This window comes from Paracoccus sp. (in: a-proteobacteria), assembly GCF_047973135.1.
Taxonomy (GTDB): domain Bacteria; phylum Pseudomonadota; class Alphaproteobacteria; order Rhodobacterales; family Rhodobacteraceae; genus Paracoccus.
Map to the genome: position 1 here is coordinate 22,543 of NZ_JBKEBL010000116.1, position 17,435 is coordinate 39,977.

18 protein-coding genes are annotated in these 17,435 nt (G+C 63.1%); 11 read left to right on the forward strand and 7 right to left on the reverse strand.

Annotation, left to right across the window (positions count from 1 at the left end):
- Nucleotides 1–105 precede the first annotated feature (105 nt).
- From ACK5L9_RS08940 to ACK5L9_RS08955, 4 genes are all read left to right on the forward strand, one after another.
- Nucleotides 106–831, forward strand: a complete 726-nt coding sequence (locus ACK5L9_RS08940; RefSeq protein ID WP_416911114.1) for a GntR family transcriptional regulator — start codon at nucleotides 106–108, stop codon at nucleotides 829–831.
- Nucleotides 832–932: 101 nt separating this feature from the next.
- On the forward strand, nucleotides 933–1,946 hold the full coding sequence (locus tag ACK5L9_RS08945; protein ID WP_416911115.1) for a TRAP transporter substrate-binding protein: 1,014 nt from the start codon (nucleotides 933–935) through the stop codon (nucleotides 1,944–1,946).
- Between the two features lie 55 nt (nucleotides 1,947–2,001).
- Nucleotides 2,002–2,574, forward strand: a complete 573-nt coding sequence (locus tag ACK5L9_RS08950; RefSeq protein ID WP_416911116.1) for a TRAP transporter small permease subunit — start codon at nucleotides 2,002–2,004, stop codon at nucleotides 2,572–2,574.
- A gap of 9 nt (nucleotides 2,575–2,583) precedes the next feature.
- Nucleotides 2,584–3,900: a TRAP transporter large permease gene (locus ACK5L9_RS08955; RefSeq protein WP_416911132.1), complete on the forward strand. Its 1,317-nt coding sequence runs from the start codon at nucleotides 2,584–2,586 to the stop codon at nucleotides 3,898–3,900.
- On the opposite strand, the gene ACK5L9_RS08960 is transcribed toward ACK5L9_RS08955, so the two are convergent.
- Entirely contained in the window at nucleotides 3,887–5,284 is a 1,398-nt protein-coding gene (locus ACK5L9_RS08960; RefSeq protein WP_416911117.1) for a hypothetical protein, read from the reverse strand. The genes ACK5L9_RS08955 and ACK5L9_RS08960 overlap by 14 nt on opposite strands.
- 121 nt (nucleotides 5,285–5,405) lie before the next feature.
- The gene (locus ACK5L9_RS08965) at nucleotides 5,406–6,404 is read right to left on the reverse strand and encodes a LacI family DNA-binding transcriptional regulator (RefSeq protein WP_416911118.1); all 999 of its coding nucleotides are present in this window, start codon (nucleotides 6,402–6,404) and stop codon (nucleotides 5,406–5,408) included.
- Nucleotides 6,405–6,589: 185 nt separating this feature from the next.
- On the opposite strand from ACK5L9_RS08965, the gene ACK5L9_RS08970 reads away from it, so the two are divergent.
- The 3 genes from ACK5L9_RS08970 (at nucleotide 6,590) to ACK5L9_RS08980 (ending at nucleotide 10,587) form a co-directional block, all read left to right on the forward strand.
- Nucleotides 6,590–7,537: a dihydrodipicolinate synthase family protein gene (locus ACK5L9_RS08970; RefSeq protein WP_416911119.1), complete on the forward strand. Its 948-nt coding sequence runs from the start codon at nucleotides 6,590–6,592 to the stop codon at nucleotides 7,535–7,537.
- 66 nt (nucleotides 7,538–7,603) lie between these two features.
- Nucleotides 7,604–8,602 (forward strand): TAXI family TRAP transporter solute-binding subunit, encoded by a 999-nt coding sequence (locus ACK5L9_RS08975; protein WP_416911120.1) that lies wholly within the window; start codon nucleotides 7,604–7,606, stop codon nucleotides 8,600–8,602.
- A gap of 83 nt (nucleotides 8,603–8,685) precedes the next feature.
- Entirely contained in the window at nucleotides 8,686–10,587 is a 1,902-nt protein-coding gene (locus ACK5L9_RS08980) for a TRAP transporter permease (RefSeq protein WP_416911121.1), read from the forward strand.
- Nucleotides 10,588–10,670: 83 nt separating this feature from the next.
- Here ACK5L9_RS08980 and hisH read toward each other — a convergent pair whose 3' ends face one another.
- Genes hisH through ACK5L9_RS09000 form a run of 4 tightly spaced genes read right to left on the reverse strand, consistent with a single transcriptional unit; the run spans nucleotide 10,671 to nucleotide 13,934 of the window.
- Nucleotides 10,671–11,315 carry an imidazole glycerol phosphate synthase subunit HisH gene (gene hisH / locus ACK5L9_RS08985; RefSeq protein ID WP_416911122.1) on the reverse strand — a complete coding sequence of 215 codons (645 nt, stop codon included), beginning with the start codon at nucleotides 11,313–11,315 and terminating at the stop codon, nucleotides 10,671–10,673.
- On the reverse strand, nucleotides 11,315–11,902 hold the full coding sequence (gene hisB / locus ACK5L9_RS08990) for an imidazoleglycerol-phosphate dehydratase HisB (protein WP_416911123.1): 588 nt from the start codon (nucleotides 11,900–11,902) through the stop codon (nucleotides 11,315–11,317). Before hisB ends, hisH begins: the two co-directional genes overlap by 1 nt.
- A 44-nt stretch (nucleotides 11,903–11,946) precedes the next feature.
- A complete protein-coding gene (locus ACK5L9_RS08995; protein WP_416911124.1) occupies nucleotides 11,947–13,281 on the reverse strand; it encodes a TrkH family potassium uptake protein in 1,335 nt (444 codons plus the stop codon).
- A complete protein-coding gene (locus tag ACK5L9_RS09000; RefSeq protein WP_416911125.1) occupies nucleotides 13,278–13,934 on the reverse strand; it encodes a potassium channel family protein in 657 nt (218 codons plus the stop codon). The genes ACK5L9_RS08995 and ACK5L9_RS09000 overlap by 4 nt, the downstream gene beginning before the upstream one ends.
- Before the next feature lie 238 nt (nucleotides 13,935–14,172).
- Between ACK5L9_RS09000 and ACK5L9_RS09005 the strand changes: the two genes are divergently transcribed.
- From ACK5L9_RS09005 to ACK5L9_RS09020, 4 genes are all read left to right on the forward strand, one after another.
- On the forward strand, nucleotides 14,173–15,846 hold the full coding sequence (locus tag ACK5L9_RS09005; protein WP_416911126.1) for a BCCT family transporter: 1,674 nt from the start codon (nucleotides 14,173–14,175) through the stop codon (nucleotides 15,844–15,846).
- Nucleotides 15,847–15,949: 103 nt separating this feature from the next.
- On the forward strand, nucleotides 15,950–16,321 hold the full coding sequence (locus ACK5L9_RS09010; RefSeq protein WP_416911127.1) for a hypothetical protein: 372 nt from the start codon (nucleotides 15,950–15,952) through the stop codon (nucleotides 16,319–16,321).
- Nucleotides 16,322–16,672 carry a cell division protein ZapA gene (zapA, locus tag ACK5L9_RS09015; protein ID WP_416911128.1) on the forward strand — a complete coding sequence of 117 codons (351 nt, stop codon included), beginning with the start codon at nucleotides 16,322–16,324 and terminating at the stop codon, nucleotides 16,670–16,672. It abuts the gene before it with no gap.
- Between the two features lie 47 nt (nucleotides 16,673–16,719).
- The gene (locus ACK5L9_RS09020; RefSeq protein WP_416911129.1) at nucleotides 16,720–17,025 is read left to right on the forward strand and encodes a hypothetical protein; all 306 of its coding nucleotides are present in this window, start codon (nucleotides 16,720–16,722) and stop codon (nucleotides 17,023–17,025) included.
- A 7-nt stretch (nucleotides 17,026–17,032) separates the two neighbouring features.
- Here ACK5L9_RS09020 and ACK5L9_RS09025 read toward each other — a convergent pair.
- A partial coding sequence (locus tag ACK5L9_RS09025) for an alpha/beta fold hydrolase (RefSeq protein WP_416911130.1) occupies nucleotides 17,033–17,435 on the reverse strand: 403 nt, incomplete at its 5' end.

Consider the following 17,435-nt stretch of genomic DNA (forward strand, 5'->3'; position numbering starts at 1 on the left):
TTGACACATCAGATATGCTGTGAAATATCAAAAAACATCAAGGGGGCGAGGATGATTTCACAAACTGAAACATCCGTAAATGGCAAGGTCGCGCGGCGAGCCGGCATGACCGGGGGTGAGCGGCCGGCAAGTCCGGGCGATCTGACCAGCGTGGCCTATGAGCGGATCGAAGAGTTGTTCATCTCGCTTCGTGTGTTGCCCGGTGCCAGCCTGCGAACGCAGGATCTTCAGAACCTGACAGGGCTTGGCCGGACCCCTGTGCATCAGGCTGTCCGGCGGCTGGCGGCGGAAACGATTCTGGATGTGCTTCCCAGAAACGGGCTGCGGGTAGCACCCATTGATCTGGCGCGTGAAAAGCGGCTGGCGGTGCTGCGCCGTGACATGGACCGCTTTGTGCTGACGGCGGCGATCCGGAACATGGACAGCAACGAACGCGCGCGTCTTGGCCATATCCTGCGCCTGATCGAGGAAGAGCGCGAGGATATCTCGCTGGACCGTTTCAACATGTTCGACAAGGCATTTGACATGCTGGTGATGCAGGCCGCGCGCGAGCGGTTTCTTGACAGCAGCCTGCGCCCGCTCAAGGCCTTTGCGCGGCGTTCGGGCTATCTTGATATCCGGGATGTCAGCGGGGCCGGGGGGCTGCGGGATTCGGTTGACCGACATACCACGATCATGCGGGCGGTCATGCGCGGCGATGTGGCCGGGGCATGCGCCGGGTCGGACCATCTTGTCGAACTTGGCCTTGCCATGCTTGACCGGCTGGGACACGCAATTGATCCCGCACTTCTCGATATTCGTTTCCAGCTTGGGCAGAGCGACAGCACCTGAACGATCCGGCGGTCGCGATGGCGCGGCCAAGGGGCATGGCCTGGCCGAAAAGGGGACCGGCACGGCAATTCGATGACCAACCAGAAAAAGGGAGAAATTTCATGAAAATATTTCAGGCGGCCACGCTGGCCCTGATATTTGGCGCAAGCGGCGGCATGGCTCAGGATTTTGCGTTTACGTTTCAGTCGTCAGACCCGGCGGGCAACCCGAATTTCGTGTTCCAGCAAGGCTGGGCCGATCTGGTGGCCGAAAAATCCGAAGGTCGCGTGAAAATCGAGTTGTTGCCGGTCGGTTCGGTCGTCGAATATAACGAGACGCTGGACGCGGTTGCCGCCGGCATCCTTGACGGTCAGATCTGCGACAGTTCCTATTGGGCGGGCAAGGATCCGGCCTTTGGGCTGATCTCGAACCCGGTCGGGGCATGGTCCGCGCCCGAACAGATGATCGACTTTGTCGAAAACGGCGGCGGCAAAGAACTCATGCAGGAATTGCTTGGCAGCTATGGGTTGCATTTCATCGGCGTCTCGACGCCGGGCCTTGAAGCCTTCGTCTCGCGCGTGCCGCTGGACGGGGTGGATGACCTGAAGGGGCTGAAGATGCGTTCGCCCGAGGGGCCTATTGCGAATGTCTTTGCGGCTGCCGGTGCCTCGCCGGTGAACCTGCCCTCGGCCGAGGTGTTCACCGCGCTGGACAAGGGCGTGGTCGATGCCGCCGATTATTCCGTCTTTTCGGTCAATCAGGCTCAGGGCATGAATGACATCGCGCCTAATCCGGTCTATCCGGGCTTTCATTCTCTTCCGCTGGTCGAGGTGTCGATGAATGCCGCGAAATGGGATGGCCTTCCCGATGACCTGAAGGCGCTGCTTGAGGAAACTGTGAAAGAGTTCCAGCAGACGCAACTCAAGGGGAACCGCGAGGCCGATCTGGCCGCCGTGGCGCTGGCAAGGGAAAACCCGAAGATCACGATCCATGACTGGTCGCCGGAAGAGCGCGCAAGGTTCCGCGCCCTGGGCGTTGCCGAATGGGAAAAGGTCGCGGGCCAGTCGCCCATGGCGCAAAAAGTGTTCGACACCCTGATCGCCTATCTGAAAGACAAGGATCTGTTGCAGGAATAAGCAGACAGTGGCCGTCCCGATCCGGGGCGGTCAATCTTGTTTCAGGGAGGATTGCATGACCGGGGACACTCGGAAGGAAAAGACCGGCGCTGCCGCGACCAGCGAGGGCACGGGCAATGTGCCCCCGGCAGCCGGGCTGATGGGGCGGCTGGTTGACCGCGCGGGCTATGTTTTCGCCGCCGGGATCGTCGTTTCGGCGGGCGTCCTGTTCTTCGAGGTGTTCATGCGCTATGTCCTGAACCGCCCGACGATCTGGGCGCATGAAACGACCGTGTTCCTGTGCGGGGCGGCCTTTGTCTTTGGCGGCCTTTTCTGTACCAGCCGCAACAGCCATATCCGGGTTGTGCTGATCTATGACATCCTGTCGCCGGGCATGCGGCGGGTTTTCGATATCGTCATCTCGATCACCTGCGCCATCGCTTCGGCCTTCTTTGCCTATGCGTCCTGGCAGATGGTCAGGCGGGCGGTCTGGACGCCCTCGGGCGATATCCGGCTGGAAACCACCGGCAGCGCCTGGAGTCCGCCGACCCCGGCCCTGATCAAGATTTTTATCCTTGTGACCATGGTGCTGCTGGTCGTGCAGTTTCTGATCTATGCCGTCAATTTCGCCCGCGGAAGAAAAGGGTAAGGCCCGATGATGGATCTTGGCTTCAACCTTCAGGCCCTGGGCATCGAATGGGGCACGCTGCTGATGTTCGGGATGCTGGTCGGGCTTTTGCTGACTGGCATGCCGCTGGCCTTTGTCACGCTTCTGGTGGCGCTGATCTTTGCGTTGGGCTGGTTCGGGCCGATGTCGATCCCTTTGATCACCAGCCGCGTCTATTCCTTCGTAATGAATTTCGTCTTTGTGTCGGTGCCGATGTTCGTGCTGATGGCGGCGATCCTCGACCGGTCGGGCATCGCGCGGGATCTGTTCGACGCGATGAAGCTGTTCGCCGGGCGCATTCGCGGCGGCGTGGCGATCCAGACGGTCTTTGTCTCGGTCATTCTGGCGGCAATGTCAGGCATCATCGGCGGCGAGATCGTGCTGCTGGGCCTGCTGGCCCTGCCGCAGATGCTGCGGCTGGGTTATGATCGCAGCCTTGCCATCGGCGTGGTCTGCGCGGGCGGATCGCTTGGCACGATGATCCCGCCCTCGATCGTGCTGATCATTTATGGCCTGACTGCCAATGTCTCGATCGGAGAGCTGTTCACAGCCTCATTCCTGCCGGGCTTCATGCTGGCGCTGTTCTATTGCGCCTATATTCTGGCGCGGGCCTGGCTGACGCCTTCGGCAGTGCCCCCGGCGGATCCCGCCCCCGTCCCGCGCGAGGAAAAAATCCGCCTTCTGAAGGGGCTGGCACTGCCGCTTCTGGTTGTGGCGCTTGTTCTGGGTTCGATCTATGGCGGCATTGCCTCTGTGACCGAGGCCTCGGCCATCGGCGTCGCAGGTGTGCTGCTGTCCACCGTGCTGCGAGGAGAGTTCTCTTACAGCCTGCTGCGCGGCGCGGCCCTGCAAACGCTGGCGACCGTCGGCATGATCGTCTGGATCGGCATCGGTGCGACCGCCATTGTCGGGGTCTATAACCTGATGGGAGGGGTCAAGTTCGTGTCGGAAATGATCACCGGCATTTCGGACAATCCGACGATCATCCTGCTGGTCATGATGGCGATCCTGTTCTTTCTGGGTGCATTTCTGGACTGGGTAGGCATTGCCCTGCTGACCATGCCGATCTTTGTGCCGATCATCGTCGGGCTGGGGATGGATCCGGTCTGGTTCGGGGTTCTGTTCTGCATGAACATGCAGGTCAGCTTTCTGTCACCGCCCTTCGGGCCGGCGGCCTTTTACCTGAAATCGGTCGTGCCGCCCGACATCACGCTTGGGGTGATCTTCCGTTCGCTTCTGCCCTTCATCGGCCTGCAAATCCTGGCGATCACCCTGCTGATTGTCTTTCCGGGAATTACCGGTCGCTGACCGCCCCGACCGCGTTCTGGTCCGACGTTTCCTGCAACGGCAGTTCGGGCACCGGCCGGGCATCCCTGACATGAGGGATCGCTGCAAAATTGCCCTCGTGGATCGCTGCGGAATAGCGATCCATCAGCCCGATCTGGTCAACGGTCAACTGGCGCATTCGTAGGGCGAACTGTTCGCGTGCATAGGCAATGTTTTCGTCGTTGCTGTCCAGATCTGTGGCATAGTTGAACAGGGCGACGGCCAGCGGCAGGTTTGCTTCTTTCGCATCGGACCGGGCATAGAACGCCCCCAGATTCGTTGCGCACAGGCTGTCGGGATCACTGCTTTTCAGACAGGCGACCATATAATCGCGCGCAAGCTCGGGGTCCGGATCGCCAAGCGTGCCATTCAAAAAGGCATACCCGAGAGCCCCTGCAACCCAGATGTTTCCGGCCGCAAGTGCGCGCTTTGCAGCGGCAAGCTTGACCGCAGGTGTTGCGCTGACCTCTTTGCCATCTCGGGACATGAGATATTCGGTCTCGGTCGCGGCCTGTTCGTCGCCCATTTCGCGAAATTCATTGACAACCTTTTGCAGATAGCCATCCGAATTACGTTCGGGGTGATGGTAGATATAGAAATCGCGCACAAAATTCAGAATGTGCCAATGGCCGTCTTCGCCATCCAGGCCGGCACCATAGCGAAGATAGGCTTCTTCGACGTTGGGGGGAAGGGCCTCATCGTCAACCATGCCCGCGACCGTGTCAACGATGCCGGGCAAGAAATCCAGATCCGCCGCGTGGCGATAGAATGTCGGCCCAAATTGCGCGCCGTCCTCATCGGGATAGTTGTAGAAATAACTGCCCAGATAAAAATATGCGAAAGGTTCCGGCTTTCCGGCAAGAGCAGCCGTCAGCAACAGGTACAGCGCGCCCCTGCGTATCGCCGGATCGTCGCTGTTAGCGGGTTCGAGGGCCGCTTTGGCGACCCTGTAGAAGGTCTGGCCGTTGACCGGGGCCGTAACCCGCTTTGTGATTTCGGCAGCAAGCTTCCGGATTTCGGGGTCGGTGATCTCGGTTTCCAGAGTGGCAAGCGTTCGCCGCATCCAGTCATCGGCGGCCGGATCGCTCCAGGGCCCGGCGATGGCTGTCGTGGGAAGTTGCGCGGGATCCTCGGGCAGGCCGTTTGTCAGACGTCTGATGCTGGCGTCGGGGATGCGGATGACAACACCCGCCTGATCCGGGATAACCGGCGCGGCAGGTTCCCCGGCTTCGGCCTGCTGCTCGGCCTCTTGCAGGGATGTGCCAAGGGGAACCCGACCGTCCCGACCGGGGTGATCCAGAAGCACAAGGGCGACGGTGCAGGCGATCCCCACGGTGACGGCGATGACGGGGGTGGGGATCTGCATTGAAACCTCTGACCTTGAAATGAACCAACGCAAATTCGGCAAAACTCTGTACCACCGCAATCATGACGTCGCGGAACCTGTACCGGTCACGGCGTTTTTCGCGCGCCAGCGATGCCTGAGGTCATGACAAGATCGCGGGCCGCGCCGTGGATTGACGCGGGATCAGTGTCGGGGCGACAACGCGGAGGCGCTGGTCTGATGGCGGATCGTCTGACAGGAACAGCTCCAGCGCCGCCGTGGCGATCTGGTCGAAGGGCACGCGAACCGTCGTGAGAGGCGTCGGCAGGCGGCTGACAATGGGGATGTCGTTATAGCCGACCAGCGACATGTCACCGGGTACGCTGACGCGGCGATTGGTCAGGGCAGACAGCGCACCGATGGCAGTGTTGTCGTTGACGGCGAAGATCGCGGTGGGGGGGTGATCCAGCTTCATCAGGCGGGCGGCGGCCTCGGCACCGGATTCGATGCTGAAACTGGATGCGGCCAGAAGATCGGGGCGGATCGCCAGCCCCGCCTCTGTCATGGCCTGCCGATAGCCCTTGACCCGGCCGCGCGCGCTGCTGGCATAGGCGGGGCCGGTCAGCAGGGCGATGTCGCGGTGGCCCAGGTCGATCAGGTGGCGCGTCGCAAGATAGCCGCCCAACGGGTCATCGCCAACGGCGGCAAGGCTGTCGCCGTCATGGCGCAGGGCCAGCACGTGCCGGACCCCGCGCCCGGACAGTTCGCGGGTAAGGTCGTCGCCCTCGCGCGCGGTGGACAGGATCAACCCGTCCACCCCCCGCCGCAACAGGGCGTCGGCTGCGCGGCGGTCGGCATCGGGTTCGTCGCCCGTGGTCGCGACGATGGTGAACTGTCCGGCGCGGGCGGCGGCATGGGCCAGCGCCTCGTATAGCATCGCCATCACCGTGTCGGTCAGCCGGGGCACGATGACCCCGATCATGCCGGTACTGCCGCGCCGCAGGCTGGCGGCAGCCACGTCGCGGACATAGCCCATCTCGCGGGCGATTCGGCGGACGCGTTCGGCGGTTTCGCTGTCGGATTTTGGCAACCGTTCATCCAGCAGTCGCGAGACCGTCGATTTCGACACCCCGGCTTCGCGTGCGACATCGTGCAGTGTCACACGCGCCTTTGAACTCAATGGATTGCTGCCTTTATGCGCCACTAGCGGCCTCCTGACGACCCATGCCCAAGCTTATCACTTGACCGAAATCAGGATCAATGTATATTTGGGAACGTTCCCGCAATCGTTCCTAATTAATCCCGCGGGTCCGCAGTGTAACGGTTAGCATCAGGAGGAATACAGATATGCAACCCATGGATCTTCGCGGTCTCAGCCCCGCCCCCGTCACCGCCTTCACCCGCGACGGCGAGATCGATCACGGCGCGAATGCAAGGCTGGCGAAATGGCTGGTCTCGATCCCCGGTGTCAAATCGCTGGTCATTCTGGGCCATGCCGGCGAAGGCACCTTTCTGACCGAGGACGAGCGGCTGGCCCTGATCCGGACCTGTGCCGAGGCCGTTGACGGTGCCGTGCCGATCATCGCGGGCATCACCGGCGAGGGCACTGCGGTCGCCGCCCAAGAGGCGAAAAAATGCAAGGCAGCCGGTGCAACCGGCGCGCTGGTCTATCCCAATCACGGCTGGCTGCGCTTTGGTTTCCAGAAGGGCGCGCCGCAGACCCGCTATCGCGCGATCTGGGAAGAGTCCGGCCTGCAATGTATCCTGTTCCAGTATCCTGCCGTCACCAAGGCGAATTACGATCTGGACACCCAGCTTGATCTGGCCACGCAGGAAGGCGTCGTTGCCACCAAGAACGGTGTGCGCGACATGAAACGCTGGTACACGGAAATCCCGGAACTGAAAAAGGCCAATCCGGATTTGCAGGTGCTGTCCTGCCATGACGAATGGCTGCTGCCGACCGCCTTTGACGTAGACGGCTTTCTTGTCGGCTATGGCAATATAGCGCCGGAACTGCTGCTTGAGCTGCTGGCTGCGGGCAAGGCGCAGAACTATCCCGAGGCGCGCAAGGTATTCGAGCGGCTGCTGCCGGTGACAAAGGCTGTCTATCACCGCGGCTCGCATATGGAGGGTACGGTGGCGCTGAAGCTGGGGCTGGTCAAGCGCGGTGTGCTGGATCACGCCACGATCCGCGAGCCGCTGAAGAACCTGGGCGAGAAGGCCGAAAAGGAAATTTTTGCTGCGTTCGACGCCGCCGGAATCGGTCAGGCGCGGGCGCTTGAGGCGGCCGAGTGACACAGCGCGGCCCCCGTGTCCTGTACCGCGCGGGGGCCGGTCATTCGTCGGAAGGGAGGAGAGACCATGTTCGACAAGATTGGCAGACATATCCGCACGACCCTGCTGGCCGGAACCGTGCTGGCCGTTGGCGCCGCATCGCTGGCGGCGCAGCCGGTCCGCATCGGCGCGATGCGCGAGGGATCTTCCTGGTATGTCTTTGCAGCGGCGCTGGAACAGATGATCGAGCCGATCCTCGGCCGGAACAGCGTCGAGATCATCGCCCGTGGCGGCGGTGTCGCAAACCCGATGGTGGTGCAGATCGGCAAGGCAGAAATCGCCCTGTCGAATACCGCAACCGCCGTCTGGGCCTATGAGGGCAGCGATCTTTATGACGGCATGTCCGCGCCCGACATCCGCGCGCTGGTCGGCGGGCTGAACGATGTCTATATCGGTGTCATCGCGCGCGAGGACTTCCTTAAGAAAGCTGGCAGCCGCGACCTGAAAGAAATCCTGCAATCCGACATGCCGGTCCGCATCGTCATCAAGCCGGTGGGATCGTCTGCCGTTCCCGCAACCCGCCTGATCCTGCAATCGCTGGACACCAGCATCGGGGATATCAGGCGCAAGGGCGGCGATGTGGTGCAGCTTGGCACCAGCCAGATTGCCGACCAGCTGCGCAATGGCGGCGCGGATATTTATATCGACACGATGATCAAGGGCCATCCCACCATCACCGAGGTGGCGCTGACCGTCGATGTGGCATTTCTGGACCTGCCCGAGGAATCGCAAAGGCTGATGGCCAGGAATGGCATGACCATCGGCACATATGGCCCCTGGTTCGACGGACAGACCCAGCCGACCATCGGCGCCAATCTGGGCACGGTCCTGATCGCCAGCGACAGGCTGGACGAGGACACGGCCTATCGGATCACCAAAACGATCATCGAGAATGCCGACGCGCTGAAAGCCTCGCACGGGGCCTGGGCGCGCTTTGATCCTGCCAAGGCGATGTTGCCCGAAAAGACCGGCATCCCGCTGCATCCCGGTGCCGCCCGCTACTACAGCGAGGCCGGCACGATGTGACCGGCCTCGCCGGCTACCCGATCATCGCGCACCGCTGAACAGGCGGCGCTGACACTCTGCTGCGCATATCCGAGGAGGAGATCATGTCCGCAGAACCGAAATCCCCACCCGTCCAGTCCATTGCCCTTGCTGCCGGGATCGCGCTGATCCTGTTCCAGATCTGGCTACTTTTCTCGCCCCAGCAACCGCTGTTCGAACGCCCGATCCATCTGGGCCTTGCGATGGCGCTGCTGTTCCTGTGGAAACCGCTGGATGCGCCCGCCCTGCCACGTGGGCTGCGCATGGTCATCGACGCGGTGCTGATCGCGGCCTCGGTCGCCGTCACCGCTTATTACCTGACCGGATTCGAGCGACTGACCACGCGAATGGAAAACGTCGCCCCCGTGCTGCCCATCGACATCGTCGCCGGGATCGCGCTGGTTCTGCTGCTGCTGGAGGGGTCGCGCCGCGCTGTCGGCATGATCCTTGTCTGGGTGCTGCTGGCCTTTATCGTCTATGGGTTCTGGGGCAATCTGCTGCCTGGCTGGCTGTATTTCAGCGGGTTCACCCTGGATGCCGCCGTCGAGATCACCACCATGACCACGGCAGGGGTGCTGGGCATCACGACGTCCACCTCGGTCAGCTTCATCTTCTATTTCATCATGTTCGGGGCATTTTACGCGGCTGTCGGCGGCGGGCAGTTGTTTATCGACCTGGCCATCCGCGCCGCAGGCCGCGCCACGGGCGGCACCGCCAAGGCCGCGATCATCGGGTCCAGCCTGATGGGTTCCATCTCGGGCAGCGCGGTTGCGAATGTCGTCTCTACCGGGGTGTTCACCATCCCGCTGATGCAGCGCACCGGCATCAAGCCCCATCGCGCGGCGGGGATCGAGGCAATCGCCTCGACCGGCGGGCAATTGATGCCTCCGGTGATGGGCGTTGCCGCCTTTGTCATGGCCGAGATGCTGGGCATGCCCTATGCACAACTGGCGCTGGCCGGGCTGATCCCTGCTGTCGCCTTTTATCTGGCGCTGCTGCTGGTGGTCGATCTGGCCGCCCGCCGCGATGGCGTGCGCGCCATGACCGCCGCCGAGGTCGCGGCCACCGATCCGATCCTGCCCCGCCTGCACCTGATCCTGCCGCCCATCGTGCTGATCCTGATGCTGGTCGGCGGCTATTCCGCCGCCTATGCCGCCGTCGCCGCTTCGGTCGCCTGCCTGATCGTGCCGTTCCTGCGCCGGGGCACCTGGATTGGTCGCAAGGAACTGACCGAGGCGCTGCGCGAGGCCCCGCGTCAGGCCGCCGAGGTCGCCGTTCCCATCGCGGCCATTGGTCTGGTCATCGCGGTCGCGATCCAGTCGAATCTGGCGCTGAAATTCGCGGGCTCGCTGCTGTCGCTGTCGGATGGCTCGGTCTATGCGTCGCTGGCGCTGGCGATGGTTGGCTGTATCGTGATGGGCATGGGCCTGCCGACCGTCGCCGCCTATATCATCGGTGCGGTGCTGTTCGTGCCCGCCTTGCAGGATCTTGGTATCGGGCCGCTGGCCGCGCATTTCTTCATCTTCTACTATTGCGTGCTGTCGATGGTGACGCCGCCGGTCGCGCTGGCATCCTTTGCCGCCGCCGCCGTGGGCAAGGCCTCGACGGTGAAAACCAGTCTCTCGGCCTTTGGCCTCAGCCTTGTTGCCTTTTTCGTCCCTTTCAGCTTTGTCTTCGATCCGGGCGTGCTGGGGCAGGGCGGTATGGGTCAGGTCATACTCGGCGCGTCGGGCTTGCTGGCATCGACCTCGCTTTGGGCCATCGCCTTCGGAGGCTGGTGCGGTCGCCCCCTCAGCCTGACATCGCGCGTGCCCATCGGGCTGACCGGGCTGCTGGCCGTGATGGCACCCGCAGGCAGCACGATGTGGCTGGCTGCGTTGCTGGCGGGTTGGGCGATGGTGATGGGCATGGCGCTGCTGTCACGGGCGAAAACCGTGCCCGTGCTGTTCGTCAGCCCGGCAGAATGAACCGCCCGAGCGCCGGTCGTTGCCGGGTTCCGGCACGATAAAAATATCCCGGTGGCCCGAAAGGCCGCCGGATCGTTGCCATGTCAGACCTGCCAGCGCAGGAAATTGGCGATGATGCGCAGGCCGGTTGCCTGCGATTTTTCCGGGTGGAACTGGGTGCCGACGATATTGTCACGGCCCACCACAGCCGTGACCGGGCCACCGTAATCGGCATGGGCCAGCAAATGCGCGGGGTCCGCGACGTGGAATTGCCAGCCATGGACGAAATAGGCGTGATCGCCGGTCGCGATGCCGTCAAGAATCGGATGCGGGCGGTCGATGATCAGGTCATTCCAGCCCATATGCGGCACCTTGAGGCCCTGTGCGCGAAGCCTTGGGGTATCGATGGCCTGCACCTCGCCCCCGATCCAGCCGAGGCCGGGCGTATCGCGGTATTCATGGCCGATGGTGGCCAGCATCTGCATGCCGACGCAGATACCCATGAAGGGCACGCCGCGCGTCAGAACGGCCTCTCGCAGGGCCTCGGCCATGCCATCGACATGCCCCAGCGCGTCGCGGCAGGCAGGAAAGGCACCATCGCCGGGCAGGACGATGCGGTCGGCGCGGGCTGCGACCTGCGGGTCGGATGTCACAACCACCCCGGCCCCGACCTCGCGTCCCATCAGTTGAAACGCCTTTTCGGCCGAATGCAGGTTGCCGCTGTCATAATCGATCAGCGCAACCCGCATCACAGCGCGCCCTTGGTCGAGGGCAGCACGCCGGACATGCGGGGGTCAGGTTCGACCGCCTCGCGAAGGGCGCGGGCGACAGCCTTGAAGGCGGCCTCGGCAATGTGATGGCTGTTCAGCCCGTGCAGGCGGTCTACATGCAGGGTGATACCGCCATGCGTGGACAGGGCCTGAAAGAACTCTCGCACCAGCTCGGTATCGAACGTGCCGATCTTTGGCGTCGGGAAATCGACATTCCAGACCAGAAAGGGCCGGGCCGACAGATCCAGCGCGGCGCGGATCAGCGAATCGTCCATCGCCAGCAGAAAGCTGCCATAGCGACGGATACCCCTTTTGTCGCCAAGCGCCTGAACCAGAGCCTGCCCGATGGCGATGCCGGTATCCTCGACCGTGTGGTGGTCGTCGATATGCAGATCGCCCGTTGCGCGGATGGTCAGGTCGATCAGCGAATGCCGCGACAACTGGTCCAGCATGTGATCGAAGAAACCCACGCCGGTCTGGTTGTCATAGCTGCCGGTGCCGTCCAGATTCAGCGTGACCTGAATCTGCGTCTCGGCGGTGTTGCGGATGATGGTCGCCTGGCGCATGGAACTATCCTTTCGTCGCGGGCCTTATAGGCGGCACGGGGCGGTCAGCCAAGATGCACCTGACCCGCCGGGTACCGGACACGGGGCGCGATGCGCGTGGCCAGGAAAAAGCCAAGGGTCAGCGGCCCGACCCGGCCAAGGAACATCACGGTGATGATGACCATGCGCCCGAATTCGTTCAGCTCGCCCGTATAGCCGCGTGAAAGGCCGGTGGTGCCAAAGGCCGATGCGACCTCGAAGCTGATATCGACGAAATGCCCGTCATGGCTGATCACCAGCAGGAACACCGCCGTAAAGACCAGCGCGGCGGCCATCGAGATCAGCGCCATGACCTTCAGAACCTCGTCCAGCCCGATCGACCGGCCAAAGGCCGCAATCTGGGTGCGCCGACGAAAGAAGGCAAGCGCGGCCAGCAGCATGACCACGACTGTCGTGACCTTCAGCCCCCCTGCGGTCGAAGTCGTGCCGCCGCCGATCACCATCAGCGCCATGTACAGAAACGAGGTCGAATCGTGCAACCCGCCGATATCGGTGGTGTTGAAGCCTGCGGTGCGCGGGGTCACGCCCTGAAACCACGCGACCGTCAGCTTCGAGACCGGGCTTTCGAACATGCCAAGCGTGCGCGGGTTGTTCCATTCCAGAATTGCGGTGAAGCCGACGCCGACGATGATCAGCACCGCCGTGCCGATCAGCATCAGCTTGGTGTGCATGGTCCAGCCATGCCAGAACCGGCGGTTGGCCACGTCCGAAATGACGACATAGCCGATGCCGCCTATGATGAACAGGAACGGGATGACGACATTGACCACCGGATCAATGGCAAAGCGCACCAGCCCGTCGGAATAGGTCGAAAACCCGGCATTGTTGAAAGCCGATACCGAATGAAAGATCGCATGCCACAGTCCGGGCACCAGCCCCGATTCGGGCATGAAGCTGAGGCAAAGCAGCATCGCGCCCGCTACTTCGGCCATGACCACGACGCGGACGATGGTCTTGCTCAGCCGGGTCAGGCGCGAATACGAGGTCTGGTTCAAATCCTCGCGCAGGTAATGCTGTTGCTGCAGACCAAGCTGCATCCCCAGTGCCGACAGGATCAGCACAGCGAAGGTCATCAGCCCCAGACCGCCAAGCTGGATCAGGATGGCCACGACAAGCTGGCCCCAGAATGTCAGGTCGAACTGCGTATCCAGCACCGCCAGCCCCGTCACCGTCACCGCCGAGGTCGAGGTGAACAGCGCGTCGGTGATGCTGATCGGGCGGGTGGTCATGAAGGGCAGGTGCAGCGCCACAGCGCCAAGCACGATCAGCACCATGTACAGCGTCGCCAGCACCGCAGGCGGGGCGGTATGGGACAGCCAGTTGCGGAACGCGCGCTTCACAGCCGGTCGCCGAATCTGGACAGCTCGACCCGACGGCCAAGAAGCAGCAGGCGGTCATTGGTCAGCAGGACGGGGTCCGTGCCCGACACCTCGATGAATTCGGTGCCGCGCATCACGCCAAGCGGACGCACCCCCTCGCCGATATCCAGTTGCGACAGGGGCTTGTCCTTGTGGCGTTCGGGAATCAGCACGTTGACGACGGAAAAACCGTTGCCAAGCGCGACATAATCCTGAACGGCGGCATTGTTCAGCATCTGCGCCGTGTGGCGGCCCATCTCGCCCGAGGGCTGGACCACGCGATGCGCGCCAAGCTTGGTCAGGATGCGGTGATGGGTACGGGTATCGGCCTTGGCCCAGACCGTATCGACCCCGATCAGCCGCAGGTTCATGGTCGCCAGCACGCTGGCCTCAAGATCGTTGCCGATCGAGACAAGGCCGATGTCGTAACGGTCCACCCCCGCCTCGCGCAGCGCGCCCTCGTCCGTGGCATCCAGGATCACGACATTCGACAACTGGCTGGCCAGCGCGGCGACGCGTTTCTGATCGGTGTCGATCCCCAGGACGTGATTGCCGAACCGCGCCAGTTCGGCGGCGACGACTCCGCCGAAGGCACCAAGGCCGACGACGACGAAGTTCTTGTTCTTCTTGCCCACGATTTCCCTCCGACATGTCCAGCGCACATGTTTTTGCCGCGTTGCGGCAACAGTCAAGCACGAACGCGCCGGATCGGGGTGACGGATGCCGGGCTGTTGCATGCCTGCCCCTGAAACTGGCCAATTCCTGCGCATTATGTCACACTGCGAGCATGTGCCGCGACACAGAGGGCGGCGGCGGGTGCGCGGCGCGCATCGGTCCCATCACCACCCGACGGCATTGACGCGAAGGGAAACCATGGCCGATACACAGCAGCCGGCCTTGCCAGGCCTCAGCCAAACGAATGCCGCAGCCGAGGGGGTGCCGCCGCCTCAGGGACGTACCCAGATCATTGCGACCTCGCATGAGATCGGTCAGCACAATATCGGGGGCAAGACCCCCTTTCCCTTTGATATCCACAACCCGGTTTTTGTTATCTCGGCAGCCTCGGTCATCCTGTTCACGGCGGCGGCGCTGCTGTTTCCCGTGCAGCTTGAACCGGTCTTTGTGCAGTTGCGTGACACGCTGACCGGGCGTCTGGACTGGTTTTTTCTACTGGCGGGAAATGTGTTCGTGCTGCTGTGCCTTGGGTTGATCCTGTCGCCTCTTGGCTCGATCCGGCTGGGGGGGCCCGATGCGCGGCCGGATTTCAGCCTGTCGGGCTGGTTCGCGATGCTGTTCGCGGCGGGGATGGGGATCGGCCTGATGTTCTATGGCGTCAGCGAACCCGTCAGCCATTTCCAAAGCGCGCTTGGCGGTGTCACGGTCGAGGATGGCGTCAGGACGGATTGGGCACCGCTGGAGGGGGCGGCGGGCGACGATCTGGCGGCGCGCCGTCTGGGCATGGCCGCGACGATCTTTCACTGGGGGCTGCACCCCTGGGCGATCTATGCGGTCGTTGCGCTGGCGCTGGCGCTGTTTGCCTATAACAAGGGCCTGCCGCTGACCATGCGTTCGATCTTTTTCCCGATCTTCGGCGAACGTGTCTGGGGCTGGCCCGGCCATGTCATCGACATTCTGGCGGTTTTCGCGACGCTGTTCGGGCTGGCGACCTCGCTTGGTTTCGGGGCCGAACAGGCGACGGCGGGGCTGCATTTCCTGTTCGGGATACCGGCGGGCAATACGACCAAGATCGTCCTGATCGCGATCATCACCGGGGTGGCCACCATGTCGGTCGTTCTTGGCGTTGAAAAGGGCGTCAAGCGCCTGTCCGAGATCAACATGGCGCTGGCGATGGTCCTGCTGCTGTTTGTGATCCTGTTCGGGCCGACCTGGCAGATCGTCAGCGGCTTTTTCGACAATCTGGCCGCCTATGCCCGCGATATCGTGCCTCTGTCGAACCCGTTCGGACGCACGGATGACAACTTCATGCAGGGTTGGACCGCCTTTTACTGGGCCTGGTGGATAAGCTGGTCCCCCTTTGTCGGCATGTTTATCGCGCGGGTGTCCCGTGGGCGCACGGTGCGGCAGTTTCTGATCGCGGTGCTGATCGTGCCCTCGGTCATCTCGGTCCTGTGGATGACCGCGCTTGGCGGCACGGCGATCGGCATGACGATGGAAGGGTTTTCCGGCATTGCCGATGCCGCGCTTGAGCTGAAGCTGTTCCAGATGCTGTCCCAATTGCCCGCCACCTCGATCACCAGCTTTGTCGGCGTTGTTCTGGTCATCGTGTTTTTTGTCACCTCGTCCGATTCCGGTTCGCTGGTGATTGACACCATCGCGGCGGGCGGCAAGGTGAACGCGCCGGTGCCGCAACGCATCTTCTGGTGCGGCTTCGAGGGGCTGGTGGCCATCGCGCTGCTGTTGGGCGGCGGGCTGACCGCATTGCAGGCGATGGCGGTCTCGACCGGGCTGCCCTTCACCGCCGTGCTGCTGGGGGCGTGCTGGGCGATCGTGAAGGGGTTGCAGGGCGAAAGGCGGGAACTTGCCTGACCGGCCGTTCGCCCCTGACCGTACGGGGCGGTGCGATGCCTGTTCTTGTGTTACGCTGCAGAGGATGCGACAACCGGGCCAAGGTGATTGAAGGACCGATGTGATGAGTGATATCTCTGCCAGCGAACGCCGCCTCAGCGCGGCTCTGGATCGCATCGACCAATGGCTTGAGGCCGGAGGCAGGCAACCACCGGCGGCTGCGCATGGGGATGACGATCTGCTGGGCTTGCTGAGCGATGCGCAGACCGAGATCGCGCGGCTTGAGGCCGAGGTCGAGGCTCTGCGCGCCGCTCGGGACGGTGAGATCGCGCAGATGGGCGAGCTGATGTCCGAGCTTGAGCGTCTGCTGGCGGGGCAGGCTTTGGCGGGCAATGGCGTGGTCTCGCCCGAGGGCGCGGGCGACGCGGCAGGTGTTCCGGAAGAGCAGGACGTCGATCCCGCCTCGGGCGACCACACCACGGATGAGGGCCGGTAGATGGCAGAGGTTGCGTTCAATATCGGACATAAGGAATATCGCCTTGCCGCGCAGGATGGTGAGGAAAAACTGCTGGAACATGCGGCTTCTGTTCTGGATGCCGAGGCGCGGCAGATCCTTGAACAGGCCGGCCGCATGCCCGAGCCGCGGCTGCTGTTGCTGGCCGGGCTGATGCTGGCCGACCGCTTTGTCACCATGGAAGCGCGGGCCGAAAAGGCCGAGCGGTTGGCGAATCGGTTGCAGGCCAATCCGGCGCGGGTCGAGGTGCCGGTGATCCCCCCGGATCTGAAAGAGGCGATGGCCGAACTGGCCGCGCGCGCCGAATCTCTGGCCGACCGGCTGGATGAATAGCGGCCCGGATTAACCGGATATTAATCTTTGGCGGTAATGATCGGCGAATGAACCGATTTCTTTGCCTTGCCATGCTGGTGCTTTCATGTGCTTGCGCCTCGCCCGGTCCTGACATGTTCGGGGCGGACAAGTTCCGCGTGACCTTGGGCGGGATCGACTTTGTGGTTTACCGCAAGGGCGATCAGGCGCAGGTGATCCGTATGACGACGCTTGCCCCCGGCAGTCACGGGGGTGTGCAGCCGCTGATGGAACAGGCGGCGGCGCAGGCGACCGGGTGCCGGGTCGTGCACGGCAGTATAACCACGAAAATCCCCGGCGATACCGGCGTCGCGAATCTGGATCTGATCTGCTGAAGGGGCGTCAGCCAGCGCCCAGAAAGGCCGCAAGGGTGCTGGCCACGGCCTCGGGCGCGTCGGCATGCATCCAGTGCCCGGCATTCTTCAGCCGTACCAGCCGCGCCTGCGGAAAATAGCTGCGCATCGCGGCTTCGCCCGCCTGATCGACATAATCCGAATCGGCCCCCGCCATGAACAGCACAGGGCCGCCGAACGTGGCTTGCGGCAGGCCGTCGGGCCAGCCGGTCGTGCGTTCCATCCAGTCGCGCAGCACGGGCAGGTTCAGGCGCCAGCGCGGCGGATCGGATTTCAGATCCAGCGATTGCAGCAGAAAGGCGCGCAGGCCGGGGGCGTGGACCATTTCGGCCAGCCGCCGGTCGGCATCGCTGCGCCGGGTCAGGCCGGTCAGATCCGTGGCCTCCAACGCA